Below are 12,369 nucleotides of genomic sequence, written 5' to 3' on the forward strand. Positions count from 1 at the left end.
GCTACCTTGAACTCAATCGCAACAGAAGCCCTAGCCAACAAAGTCATGCACTGGTGCGATCAACTCGCCGCCATCAGCTCGCACCCGGAAAACATCAGCCGTTTTTATCTCACACCTGAACACAAACGTTGCAATGCATTAGTAGCGCAATGGATGCAAGAGGCGGGAATGGAAACCTGGGTTGATGCCGCAGGAAATATCTGCGGCCGCTATGATGCAAAAAACTCCTGCGCAAAAACACTGGTGCTCGCCTCGCATTTGGATTCAATCCCCAACGCTGGTGCTTACGATGGGATTCTCGGGGTGTTAATTGCAATCGCCGTAGTCGAACAACTTTATCAAAGCGATATTACATTGCCCTATGCCATCGACATTATTGGTTTTGGCGATGAAGAAGGCACACGTTTTGGCAGCACATTATTAGGCAGTCGCGCCGTTGCGGGCACCTGGAACCCCGATTGGTGGGAATTAAAAGATCGCAATGGAATCAGCTTAAAACAAGCCTTTATCGATTTTGGTTTGGAACCGGACAATATTCACAGCGCCGCACGCAACCCCGACGACTTACTCGCCTACCTTGAAGTCCATATCGAACAAGGCCCGGTATTGGAAGATGAAAACCTCGCGCTTGGAATTGTTAGCGCCATCGCTGGCGCACGTCGCTTCGCGATCGAAATCGAAGGCTATGCCGGACACGCCGGAACAGTACCCATGCCCATGCGAAAAGATGCACTGGTCGGTGCGGCACTGGGCGTAGTGCTGGTGGAAAATATCGCCAACGAATTTAATGTGGTCGCTACTGTTGGAAAAATAGAATGTGGCCCCGGCGCGGTGAATGTGATTCCCGGTCATGCAAAATTTACTATCGATATTCGCTCGGGTGATGATCAATTACGCGATCAGGCATTTGCAAAAATCCAGCATGAATTGGATATGATTTGTATCAACAGAAACCTCGCTGCCAGCTGGAACGAAATTCACAATGCGCCAGCCGTAGTCTGTGCGGATTGGATACAAGCATTGCAAGCGTCAGTGTTGTGCGATATGAATTTAAACCCCTATAAGTTAATGAGCGGCGCCGGCCACGATGCTATGGCGATGGCCGATATCTGCGATGTGGCCATGTACTTTGTGCGCTGCAAAGGCGGTGTTAGTCATCACCCGGATGAATCAGTTACAGTGGAAGATGTTGCGCTGGCAATTGAGGCGCTTGGCAATACACTACAGAAACTTGCGCAATAAAATCTATCTCCATGAAAGTGCTGTTAATAAAAAATATTGGATAACTGTTAGAGGTAAAAATAATGGATAAACATTTTATTACCGCCAATGAACTCTTGCTGGATTCATTTAAACTGGGTGAGCAAATTTATCAGCGCGGTTTTCGCCCGCATTTTATTGTCGGTGTATGGCGCGGTGGCTCACCGGTGGGTATTGCGGTACAGGAATATTTGGAGTGTGTTGGCGTACCTACCGATCACATCGCGATTCGCACTTCGTCCTATTATGGTATCGACAAACAAAGTAAAGATATTCGCGTGCATGGTTTGGATTACATTGTAAAAAATGTGGATGCGGATCAGGAATTATTAATTGTGGACGACGTATTTGATTCCGGGCGTTCCATCAAAGCGATTATTGATGAGATAAAACGCAAGTCCCGGCGCAATACCCCCAATGTGATTAAAGTGGCCTGCCCCTGGTATAAACCTTCGCGTAACGTGACGGATTTAAAACCGGATTTTTACGTACATGCCACCGACCGTTGGTTGGTGTTCCCGCACGAATTATGCGGCCTAACCCCGCAGGAAATTCTGCAGGGCAAGGGCAGTGAGATTGCCGACACTATTGCACGTGCAACCGATGTTGGGCGCTTTAAAGAGTAACGGATTTTTAGTTGTTATTAATTGTTGTGTGTGACTATGCAATTGCGACCATTTTGTTTGGCAAGATAAAGGCGTTGATCAACGCAATTAATAAATTCAAGCAGCTGATCATTTGGCCCGGGTGTAACAGTACCCACACCAAGGCTAATGCTCAGCAACTGACTGATGTCAGATTTTTCGTGGGCGATTTGCAATTTAAAAATCGCTTTGCGACAGCGCTCTGCCACTGCGGCGGCGGCCTCTTCATTGCTCTCGGGCAATACCAATACAAATTCTTCGCCACCAAAGCGCGCAACAAAGTCTTTAGCGCGGGTGGCCGATTCGCTCAATACCTGGCTTACGCGTTTCAAGCAGTCATCGCCCTGCAAATGGCCGTAGTGATCGTTGTATTGTTTGAAATAATCTATATCAATCATGATTAACGACAGTGGTTGGCGATTGCGTTTGGCATTGAGCCATTCCACTTCCATTACTGAGTCAAACATGCGCCGGTTGGCTACGCCGGTAAGGCCATCTTTAAAGGATAACTTTTCCAATTCTTTTTGCAGGTCAATCAATTTTTGTTCGGTTTGTTTGCGCTCGCTGATATCAAACATAAAACCAATCAGCGCTTCCACTTCACCCGCCGGGTTGCGCACTACATGCACCACATCGCGAATCCACACAAAACGGCCGTCCTTGGTAAGGGCGCGGTAGTCCGCTTCATGATCTACTCCCGCTTGTGATTGGCTCACACAAAAGTTGACCACACGCTCGCGATCCTCCTCGTGCATACGCGCTGCCCAGTCTTGTACCGTTACCCAAGTATCCGGCTCCCAACCGAGCAGCGCTTCTATTTGTGGGCCAATATACGAAAACGTCAGGCTGTTCCAGTCGATTTTCCAGGGAATGGCTTTGGTGGATTCCAGCAGGGTTTTGTAAACACTGGGGTCGTCTTCCAAGCGGCGGTTCATGGTGGGGGCTCCAAAAAAATAACCCACCTAATATACGCTTCAGACTGTATGGCGGCTAATAACAAATTGGACTTGTTATTATTTTCTCCAGGTTTGCATCAACTTATGGGCTTATTGGTTCAGGGTATCGCGAAACTCCTTAAAAATACGCGCAGGCTCGGTTTTGCGGCATACCTTAATTACCGGATAGTTTTTATCCTTCACTAAAGTCCCTGCTGTTTTAGCCTCAAGATGATTACGTTTTTTTCCGTCCCAGCGCGTATCTGGCATACTGTTATCCGTAGTTTGTAACCAAGGTTTGGTGGTGGTTTGGTAATCCACCCGCAGCGATTGCTCATCACCTAGGCACAGCTCCGGTTCCATGGCGATCATCACTGCCAAGGTATCCCAAAAATAATATTCATTGCTTGCAATAAACCAATCGTTTTTATCCAGCACTGCATCCCAAAATTTTGCAGAATCCGTGGTTACTGCCTGCTTAAAATCGGCGGCGACTTGAGTGGTTACGCGTACGGAATTAGTGATGTCCAAACCGACCAATACAATCGGTAAGCCCGCTGCAAAAACTTTATCAGCGGCGAGTGGGTCGATAAATATATTCCACTCGGCTGTGGTATTCGGATGCCCTTTGGTAAATAGCGGCACAATAATATTGCCGGGCGCATCCACCGTGCCGCCCATAATTACCAGCCGATCTATTTTGTTTTTGTCCTGCGGGTAGCGTTCGAGCCAATGCGCAATATTAGTTAGCGGGCCAGTGGCAATAAGCGTGACAGGTTCTTTTGCGTCAGCCAGTGCGGCGTGAATTATTGCTGCGGCGTGTTGGTCACTGGCAGCGCGCGCGCTGGATTTGATCGGCACACCGGAGAGTGTGTCAGAATCTTTGCGCCAGGCTTCGGGGAAAACAAAATAACCATCGAGTGGGTAATCATCGCCACAGGCAACGGGAATAGTTTTGCTGACTTTGCCCGATAAATCGATTAATGCATTGGTGTTATCAAGGCCGGGTTTGCAGCGCGATTCACCGCTTGCGGAAATAGTCACAGCAATAACATTGGCTTTAGGATGATGCAGTAAATACAATAGCGCGGCCCAATCATCAATCGCCATATCGTTATCAAAGATGATCGATTTGCTGTGGCCATTCATGCTGGTGCAATATAAAAATATCGCAAGTAAATATTTTTTCATCATCATAAATCCGTAAACATAAGGCTGCACTCGCCGCGCGAGTGCAGCGGTAAGAGATATTATTTTACCGAAGGGGTGGTGTGCTCATATTTATCCCAGCCGCTAAGTAACTCTTGTACTACGTGGTTGCCCAAACCATAAGCGGCTTCAATGGCGGGTAGGCCTTTGTCCGGATAGGGCGCGGTAGTGCTCCAGGCAGCAGTTTTTCCCGGTGGCGGGAAGCTGAAGTTACTCACAGTACGCAATACTAATACGCGATTGGTATCCACCAATTTTGCTTTGGCTAAACGGTGCAGCGCCGTGAGGCTGCCGTTATCTTCCATATTGGTGGTCATAAAATTACTGTCTTTACCGGCATGTAAATGCATCCAATCATTCGCCCAATTATTTAATAGTTCGCCGTGCCAGTAAGTGCTTGAACCAATCGTGTCGCCAATGGTGACAAATGGTGGGCGCAGCGCATTGGGGAAGCCGTTGTATTGCGCGCGAAATTTTTTCATCGCCGGTGTATCGGTAAGGGGGAAATTTTTAGTGAGTTGATAAGCCCAGTCCACGAGTGTTGGATTCAGGTGGTACACAATGGTATCGACTGTCCAGCCCGTCGCTTCTTGATTAGGTTCTTTGGCGCCCAGTGGAATTAAACCGTATTCCCACTCGTTGGGAATTTCACGGCCATCAATTTCATAGAGTAAATCACCATCAACAACGTGTTTGGCCCACACGCCGGTGCCAAGCGATACGTCCAGTGGATCACCACCGCCGATACCGGCAATCACCCAATAGGCTTTGGATAAATCAAAACGTGGGTCGGTGCCCAGCGCCATAATCGATGCGGTGGCATTAGTGACGCCCCCACCGGTGCAAATGGCGAGCACACCTGCCTCATTCATGTGCAAGTCGTAGGCGCCGAGCGGAAAAGCGAATTTTTTATCGAGCTTTTGGCGTTCGATCCACAATTGATATTCACCAGCTTCATCGCCGCTTACTTCTCCGTGTTCAAACATGCTTACCACAACTACTTTTACGGGAATTGCGCTAGTTTTCACTGTGGTTGCTGCACTGACGCTGGTTGCACAAGCAAGAGTGGCGAAAATTAAAAAAACTCGCGCTGATAAATTTAATACTCGCCTTGGTAAATCAAACATAAATAACCTCAATAAATAAGCATCCAAAAATAACTGCGCGCACTGTTTGGCTGTTTCCGCGCACAGATAGTTTTTAGCAATGCAAATTACTGACCAACTGGACAGGTAAAAAATAAATAAGCGTTTGTCGCAAATGATGGCGGCGAGTTACTTGTATCCGCCACGCAAATAGCGGTGAAAGGCCTGGTTTACCCAAATCGCCTCGGGTGCTATCGACCAGGAGGGATTGAGTTGTTGTATCGCTTTAACCAATGCCGGTGCTTGTTCCGGTAGCGCTAACAGCAGTGCGGTTTCACTGCCATTGCTCACCGCGATTTGCGTGGCGCTAGAAAAACCTTCAGCAGCAGTTCGGCTGCGATAAAACGGTTGCCACCACGCCCCTAGAATTAAACCAGTTTGTTCAGCGCTTTCTTTTTTTGCATAGCGATCAATGGCGGCGACAAAACGGGTTTTATCGGCGGCAGTGGTAAATTCAAAATGCAAATCGTATTCGCTCGCTTCAACCAAACGACGGTTATTGCCGACATCAATGAGCGATTGGCTCAGCGTGCCCCAGTCATCGCGATAGAGAAATGCGGAAGTTTTGCGCGAGAGGCCAACCCGCGCTTGCAATCCTTCACTGGCAAGCAGTGCGAGTAATTGTTGTGCGTGTTGTATATCGCTGTGCCCATAAATAACATGGCGCTCGGGTGCAAATAATGGCCAGGGAGTGGTGACCAGGTTATAGCCGGTAGCAATACCCTGTGCGATCAGTTGACGCAATTCCAATGCAAAAGGTGAGGGCTCAATAGTCGGGCTGTTGTGCCAGTTGATAGCAATGCGTTGGTAAAGCGATGGCTCAATCAATTGGCCGAGATAAGCTGAATCTTTGCGTGGATATTGCGCCACAAAATTCTGCAGCGCCTGCGCACCCTCTGCTATGGGCGCGCCGATTAATTCCAGTGTTGCGGCGGCTTGTAACTCTTGTAGGGAGAGTTTTTCTTCATCGGCTAGTGTGCTAATGGCCAAGGCTTTACTACGACTAAATGTCTCCGCTAATTCGCGATAACCCAATTGTTCTACCGCTTGTTGATAGCTTGTTTTGCTTTTTGAATGGGTATCGGCTGGTGCTTTTGCATGGCTATTTGTTGCCAATAAAGCCGCACTAACCAACAAACAGCGGGCGATAAAAATACAGTGGGCATTAATAGAAAACATAAAAAACCTGCATGGAAATTAGTCATAAAAAAGCCCGCGAACGCGGGCAAGCTACTACTACGGAGGAGAACAGCATGAAAAAAAATTAAAACAACATAAAAAAACGTTACAAAAAAATTAGCTCGTACACGTCGCGTTGTGCAGATAATCATTTAACCGGTTGAGATAGACATCTTTTTCTGCTTTTGGCAGCCAGGCTACGCGAAACGCATTACCTACCAGCGTTGCAATCTCATCGTCACTGAAATTGCCTTCACGCTGTAACTCAATTAAATTTTCATTTAAGTAGGCACGAAAATAAGCGGGGTCATCAGAATTAATGGTGGCAAGCATACCCTTATCCAGCATGCGACGAATTTCGCGAGAAGTTAGCGATTGCACCACAAAACGGTTGGAGACCGGGCATACCGTTAAACCCAATCCGCGCGCTTTGATTGCCTCACACAGCGCTTCACTCTCCAGTGAATTAACCCCGTGGTCGATACGATCAACTTGGATTTCATCCAAACATTGGCCAATATGCAGCAATGTGTTTTGCTGGTTTACATCGCAGTGCATGGTGAGTTTCAGCCCCATCTCCCGTGCTTTTTTGAATACCTCGGCAAACTTGACTGGGGGATTATTTTTTTCGTCGGAATCCAAACCCACTCCCACTAGCCATGCCCGATAGGGCTCGGCCATGAGCAAGTGTTCCATCGCTGACTCGGCGCTCATATCGCGCAGAAAGCACATAATAAGTTGGCTTTTAACACCAAGTTTTGCCTCGGCATCTTCCTGTGCAGCGCGAATGCCGCGAATCACTACCCCAAAATCTACGCCGCGGCTGGTATGGGCTTGCGGGTCAAAAAATAATTCGGCGTATATCGTATTCTGGCTGTAAGCCTTGCTTAGGTAACTCCAGGCGAGTTGATAAAAATCTGCTTCATCCTGCAGTACTTTCATCGCCCCATAGTAGATATTTAAAAAGGATGGCAGGTCATAAAAATCATAGGCGGCAATTAATTCTTCCGGTGTTTCATAACCCAGTTCAATATTGTTTTTACGCGCCAGCGCAAAACTTAGCTCTGGCTCCAGCGTTCCTTCAAGGTGCACATGTAGTTCGGCCTTAGGCATGTTTTCAATAAAGGTTTGCATAGCGGGCTCCACTGCAGAAAGGCTGCAATCATTCAAAGTTACTCGTACTTACCTGTTGTTACTTGTAGTACAGCAAATTCTGTTCCCGTTCTACGTCAACCCTTTAATTTACTGACCAAATGGGCAGGAAATTGTAAATCCTGACCATTTGGCTGCACCGGTGTGCACTAGTTTGTTTCCTGTAATAAGTGTTATGCGCAAATAGTGTTCATTTTTTGCCTGATGATCGTCGGGAGCGCTGTTGTGTGGCTCTTGGGAATTTTCTTGGCAGGACCAGCTAATCGTCCCCAATTTTGGTGATTGCACGACATCAAATATGGAGTTCAGTGAGCAGCAAAACGCCCTGCGCTACAGGGCTGATTGAAAAATAATCACCAGGGGCCAAAAGCAAATTATTTTTAATAATGACTATTGACTCAATTCGCCCGAGCGGGTTTAATGTGCGCCTCTTGCAGCACAGCGCAAGCGACACGCCCAGATAGCTCAGTTGGTAGAGCAGTGGATTGAAAATCCTCGTGTCCCTGGTTCGATTCCGGGTCTGGGCACCATATTTAAGAGCCCGAAGTTCGCAAGAGCTTCGGGCTTTTTATTATGTTTTGTTTTTTTGTGTCGTTTTGTGCGTTCAACTTTCAGGTTAATGCCATGACCAACAACGATATTCTCCGTCGCCTGCGTTTTATTTTTGATTTCAGTGATTCCCAAATGATGGCGTTATTTGCTTCTGGTGGATTCAATGCATCGCGCGAGCTGGTGAGTGATTGGTTAAAGAGCGACGACAAACCGGAATTTAAAGCGCTGCACGATGTGCATCTGGCGATTTTTTTAAATGGCTTGATTAACAAAAAACGTGGCCAGCGCGAGGGTGCACAACCTGAGCCAGAAAAAAAATTAAATAACAATATTATTTTCCGCAAACTAAAAATCGCACTGGATTATAAAGACGAGCAAATCCTGGAAACCCTGGAGGTTGCCGGCTTTCCTTTGAGCAAGCATGAATTAAGTGCGTTTTTCCGCAAGCCCGGCCACAACAATTATCGTGAGTGCCAGTCCCAAGTACTGCGTAATTTTTTAAAAGGCCTGCAGTCTAAATTGCGCGGCACGGCAATTGATGCGAGTGAAAGCAGCAACTGATTCGTGCTGCTAATGGAATCCGCCCGGATGGCGGGAATAACAGGAGGATGTTGTAGTGTCTATTCATGAATCTGCTGTTGTCGCGGCGCCGCTACCTGATAAGCCCATCGCTGGGCCTGCGCAAGTGCGGGCGCCCACACTGGATTTGCTGCGCGGTATTGCGGTACTGGGTATCTTGCTCGTTAATATTTATTCCTTCGCGCTGCCGGAGGTGGTACGCCTTGATGCGTCGCTAATGCCGCACTACAGCAACCTGGAGCAGTGGTGTTGGTATCTTATTTATTTTTTTGCCGATACAAAATTTATCGCCCTGTTGAGTCTGGCCTTTGGTGCCAGCCTCTGGCTTTTTGCTGCCGATAAGCAGGCACTCACCGATTCTGAACTCAATAATTTGCAGTGGCGTCGAAGCATTTCGCTGCTGGTCTTCGGCGCTGCACACGGTTATTTGTTGTGGGATGGTGACGTGTTGGTGACTTACGCGCTATTTAGCTTTGTGGTGTGGCGTTGGCGATATTGGGGTGACAGAAAATTAATGTTCACCGCGCTCATTCTGTTTGCGATTCAGGCGTTGCTTTATGGTGGCATGTTTTGGTTGCCTGCCGATGTTTGGCAAGAGTTGAGTTACATGTTTGATGAGGCGGCGCTTGCGGAAGAGGTGGCGCATTACCAACAAGGTTGGTGGCAGCAAGCGTCGCGTCGATTTGCTGATGCCTTGAGTATGCAGCTCATCGCAGTATTTGGCGGTTGGTTTCCCTGTTCGATGATGTTGGTGGGAGTGGTGCTTGCGCGGCGCGGTTATTTCTCGGCGCAAGCGCCTGCTAATTCATCGCGTTTGCTGGTGGTAACTTTGTTGTTGGGCGCGCTGCTAATGTTATTTACGCTGTTGGCTAATCGCGCCAGTGGTTTTACCTCCCAGTATGCCTTGACGCTGGGCATGGAGTTACAAATGTTTGCCAGCGGTGTATTGGCTATAGCCTATGCGCTGTTGATTGCCCGTTGGGCCCGAACCTTGGTGTGGCCTGTTTGTCGTGCGGTGTTGATGGCGGTGGGGCGCATGGCGCTGACTATTTACATTATGCAGACGCTCATTTTCACCAGCATTTTTTACGGTTATGGCCTTGGATGGTACGGCCAGTTAGCGCTGTCGCAACTGCTGCTGGTGATATTCAGCGTGTGGATATTGCAGTGTGTATTTGCGGTGTTGTGGTTGCGTTACTTTTATAGCGGGCCACTGGAATGGCTGTGGCGTCGTTTTGTTTATCAGCGAGCATCCGTTTTTTTGCGTCATTCCTAGCACAGTTTTTTTAGTTCTAAAGCACTGGGGTTTTGATGAAAATCTCGTCCTAACGCCTGGAGTTGCTGCATTACACTTTAAGAACTCCTGTTCAAAAGTGGTGAGTTTCTATGCGCACATTTATTCGGCACCCTACCTCCATTCCCATTCAAGTTTGCGCCGGTGGCGATGATGATGCCCGCGTGCGGGTGCGCAATCTCAGCGCCGGCGGGCTGTGTTTTATTACCGATAAGCCCGTGAAAGTGGGTACGCGAGTAGAGTTTGATATTCCAATAACCAACCCCGATTACCATGGCAGTGGTGTGATTGTGTGGCGGCGTGAGCAGGCGCCCGACAGTTATGAAGTGGGTGTCAGGTTTACCAGCGACGATGAATTTTTTCGCACGCGCATGGTTGAGCAGGTCTGCCAGATTGAGGATTACCGTCAGCGTTTGGCGCTTAAGGGGCGCAACTTAACGAGCGAAGAGGCTGCGTTGGAATGGATTGCCCGTTACTCCGCCGGGTTTGATCAACACGCTCCGCATTAACTGCTCTCTTTGTCTAATCGAAATCCGGTGGAATAAAAATCTTCTCCAAAAAAAGCCCCGCTGATTAGAGCGGGGCTTTTCTTAGGCAAGTTTTTTGCCTTGCAGCAAGTTCATCTCGCGCTAGTTTTACCCGGCATTGGCCTCGCGGCGGGTAATAAGATCGCTTTCGATACCTTTCATGGTTTTATCATCCAGCGGATACCAGAGTACAAAAATGGTGCCGAGCACACCGATGGCGGCAGGAATGGCGCTCATTAATAAAATCATGCCTTGGATAGAGCCGGTAATAGCCTCCGGGTTTGTTGCTTGATAGCCGTAGAGTGTGAGCACAATCAGCACCATGGCGCCTGCAAACCCATGGCCGGTTTTGTTGATAAAGGTGCCGGCGGAATAGATCAGGCCGGTGGCGCGACGGCCATTTTTCCATTCGGAATAATCCACTGTGTCGCCCAGCATGCTGAAAAATAATACTGGCATCATGCCCGCAAAAAATTCGCCGATGGTGGCCAAAATCATCATCGCGGTAATTTGTTGTGGGTTAATAAAATAAATCGCGCCGTTAAATAGCGCGCCCAGGGTAAAGGCGGCAATCATCAGGGTGCGTTTATTAAAATGACGGGAGAGCCAACCCGTGGCCACCGCTGCTGCCAGGGAGGCCACCAGAGTGATGGCAAAATAGTAGCCAATTAGATCCGGGCGATTGAGGAAGTATTTGAAGTAATAGCTGGCCGCACTGGGGCGCACTACGGTGAACAAGCCAAACATAATGCCCACCGCGAGGAGGATGAGCCACGGCTTGTTGGTGAGCAGATCCGCCATATCTTTTTGGGTGTTGGTGAGGGTTTCGCTGGGTCGATTAATCAAGGTTTTACGCAGCTGCATGGTGTAAGCAAAGCTGCCAAGCATGACTATGGCAGCAATCGTTTTATGCACTGCAGTCCAGTTTTCCATCGCGAGGCTGATAATAAAGACGCTGATGCCGAAGACCGGAATTAAAATCACCGGCAGGTTACAAAATAAATCCTTCATTTCTTCCCAGAAGGGTTTGTTTAACTGCACGGGCGGTTTAATACGTTCTTTGGTGGTTTTGTAGGTAATAAGTAGGAACACAATCAGCAGTGCGGCGAAAATCAGCATGGTGCGCTGGTAGCCCTGTGCTTCGCTGCCGTCGCCCAGGCGTTCCACCAAAAAGGGCAGGGTGCTCATTACGAGCAAACCGCCTGCGAAGGCGCCAATGAAACGGAAGCTGGAGAGGCTGGCCCGTTCTTTTACGCTATCGGTCATTACCCCCATGAGTGCACCGTAGGGCACATTATTGGCGGTGTAGGCGAGTGTTAAGCAGAAATAAATGACAAAGGCGTAAATCACTTTGCCGGTATAACTGAAATCGGGGGTGGTAAAAATCAGTGCGAGAAACAGCGCAAGGAAAGGTGTGGACCATAAAATCCACGGGCGAAATTTACCTTGTTTGGTATTGGTGCGATCGGCGATGGAGCCCATCATGATATCGGTAATACCGTCCGATAAACGCACCAGCAGAATCAAAATCGTGGCGTGTGCGGCGGCAAGGCCGAAAGTGTCGGTGTAAAACACCGGGATAAAAAAACCGCTGCGCCAAACAAAGTTCGCCGCTGCATCGCCCATCGAGTAACCAATTTTCTCGCGGAGCGATAGCCTGTGGGTGGATTGTTGCATAGTCTCAAAACCTCGTGATTGTTGTGCTGCTCAGAATCTTCTTATGATGGTTGATTGGCTTTTATTCTGATGCGCTTCCGTGCGATGGCAGTAGTTCTGCCATATTGGTTTTTTAACTGCTTTTGAAACCGGGGCCGCTGGTTAGAGCGGCCCTGGCGATCTCTCTCACCTGATCAAGCGGTTGATACTACTTGGGTGTTGCATTCTTCTTGGGAA

At 48.4% G+C, this 12,369-nt stretch carries 12 protein-coding genes and 1 tRNA gene; 7 read left to right on the plus strand and 6 right to left on the minus strand.

Annotated features, from left to right (window positions below; translation table 11 throughout):
• The first annotated feature begins 6 nt into the window (after positions 1-6).
• A complete protein-coding gene (locus O59_RS04635) occupies positions 7-1,242 on the plus strand; it encodes an allantoate amidohydrolase (RefSeq protein WP_040391179.1) in 1,236 nt (411 codons plus the stop codon).
• A gap of 62 nt (positions 1,243-1,304) precedes the next feature.
• On the plus strand, positions 1,305-1,886 hold the full coding sequence (locus tag O59_RS04640; protein ID WP_007640005.1) for a phosphoribosyltransferase: 582 nt from the start codon (positions 1,305-1,307) through the stop codon (positions 1,884-1,886).
• A gap of 17 nt (positions 1,887-1,903) precedes the next feature.
• Here O59_RS04640 and O59_RS04645 read toward each other — a convergent pair whose 3' ends face one another.
• From O59_RS04645 to O59_RS04655, 3 genes are all read right to left on the minus strand, one after another.
• Positions 1,904-2,839, minus strand: a complete 936-nt coding sequence (locus tag O59_RS04645; protein WP_040391180.1) for a diguanylate cyclase — start codon at positions 2,837-2,839, stop codon at positions 1,904-1,906.
• A gap of 111 nt (positions 2,840-2,950) precedes the next feature.
• Positions 2,951-4,030, minus strand: coding sequence for a nucleoside hydrolase (locus O59_RS04650; RefSeq protein WP_050976941.1), 1,080 nt, complete (start codon positions 4,028-4,030; stop codon positions 2,951-2,953).
• A gap of 59 nt (positions 4,031-4,089) precedes the next feature.
• Complete coding sequence (locus O59_RS04655; protein WP_232283035.1) at positions 4,090-5,034, minus strand: purine nucleoside permease; 945 nt, start codon at positions 5,032-5,034, stop codon at positions 4,090-4,092.
• Between O59_RS04655 and O59_RS21945 the strand changes: the two genes are divergently transcribed.
• A complete protein-coding gene (locus O59_RS21945; protein WP_225318657.1) occupies positions 5,033-5,194 on the plus strand; it encodes a hypothetical protein in 162 nt (53 codons plus the stop codon). The genes O59_RS04655 and O59_RS21945 overlap by 2 nt on opposite strands.
• A gap of 128 nt (positions 5,195-5,322) precedes the next feature.
• Here O59_RS21945 and O59_RS04660 read toward each other — a convergent pair whose 3' ends face one another.
• Positions 5,323-6,372: a hypothetical protein gene (locus O59_RS04660; protein ID WP_007640009.1), complete on the minus strand. Its 1,050-nt coding sequence runs from the start codon at positions 6,370-6,372 to the stop codon at positions 5,323-5,325.
• A gap of 117 nt (positions 6,373-6,489) precedes the next feature.
• A complete protein-coding gene (gene add / locus O59_RS04665; protein WP_007640011.1) occupies positions 6,490-7,506 on the minus strand; it encodes an adenosine deaminase in 1,017 nt (338 codons plus the stop codon).
• 472 nt (positions 7,507-7,978) lie between these two features.
• Between add and O59_RS04670 the strand changes: the two genes are divergently transcribed.
• The 4 genes from O59_RS04670 to O59_RS04685 all read left to right on the plus strand — a co-directional run bounded on the left by O59_RS04670 (position 7,979) and on the right by O59_RS04685 (position 10,458).
• Positions 7,979-8,054, plus strand: a tRNA-Phe gene (locus tag O59_RS04670).
• A 94-nt stretch (positions 8,055-8,148) separates the two neighbouring features.
• Entirely contained in the window at positions 8,149-8,637 is a 489-nt protein-coding gene (locus tag O59_RS04675) for a DUF1456 family protein (protein ID WP_040391527.1), read from the plus strand.
• A gap of 55 nt (positions 8,638-8,692) precedes the next feature.
• Positions 8,693-9,931, plus strand: a complete 1,239-nt coding sequence (locus O59_RS04680; RefSeq protein ID WP_007640018.1) for a DUF418 domain-containing protein — start codon at positions 8,693-8,695, stop codon at positions 9,929-9,931.
• Between the two features lie 110 nt (positions 9,932-10,041).
• Entirely contained in the window at positions 10,042-10,458 is a 417-nt protein-coding gene (locus tag O59_RS04685; protein ID WP_007640020.1) for a PilZ domain-containing protein, read from the plus strand.
• 126 nt (positions 10,459-10,584) lie between these two features.
• Here O59_RS04685 and O59_RS04690 read toward each other — a convergent pair whose 3' ends face one another.
• A complete protein-coding gene (locus tag O59_RS04690) occupies positions 10,585-12,153 on the minus strand; it encodes an MFS transporter (RefSeq protein WP_007640022.1) in 1,569 nt (522 codons plus the stop codon).
• Between the last annotated feature and the right edge of the window lie 216 nt (positions 12,154-12,369).

The organism is Cellvibrio sp. BR (assembly GCF_000263355.1).
In the GTDB taxonomy this organism is placed as follows: Bacteria; Pseudomonadota; Gammaproteobacteria; order Pseudomonadales; family Cellvibrionaceae; genus Cellvibrio.

Excerpts from the sequence above, each read along its gene's own strand:
- O59_RS04660 (WP_007640009.1), bottom strand. The coding sequence starts at position 6,372 with ATGTTTTCTATTAATGCCCACTGTATTTTTATCGCCCGCTGTTTGTTG.
- O59_RS21945 (WP_225318657.1), top strand. The coding sequence starts at position 5,033 with ATGCTTACCACAACTACTTTTACGGGAATTGCGCTAGTTTTCACTGTG.
- add (WP_007640011.1), bottom strand. The coding sequence starts at position 7,506 with ATGCAAACCTTTATTGAAAACATGCCTAAGGCCGAACTACATGTGCAC.
- O59_RS04655 (WP_232283035.1), bottom strand. The coding sequence starts at position 5,034 with ATGTTTGAACACGGAGAAGTAAGCGGCGATGAAGCTGGTGAATATCAA.
- O59_RS04640 (WP_007640005.1), top strand. The coding sequence starts at position 1,305 with ATGGATAAACATTTTATTACCGCCAATGAACTCTTGCTGGATTCATTT.
- O59_RS04675 (WP_040391527.1), top strand. The coding sequence starts at position 8,149 with ATGACCAACAACGATATTCTCCGTCGCCTGCGTTTTATTTTTGATTTC.
- O59_RS04690 (WP_007640022.1), bottom strand. The coding sequence starts at position 12,153 with ATGCAACAATCCACCCACAGGCTATCGCTCCGCGAGAAAATTGGTTAC.
- O59_RS04685 (WP_007640020.1), top strand. The coding sequence starts at position 10,042 with ATGCGCACATTTATTCGGCACCCTACCTCCATTCCCATTCAAGTTTGC.
- O59_RS04645 (WP_040391180.1), bottom strand. The coding sequence starts at position 2,839 with ATGAACCGCCGCTTGGAAGACGACCCCAGTGTTTACAAAACCCTGCTG.
- O59_RS04650 (WP_050976941.1), bottom strand. The coding sequence starts at position 4,030 with ATGAAAAAATATTTACTTGCGATATTTTTATATTGCACCAGCATGAAT.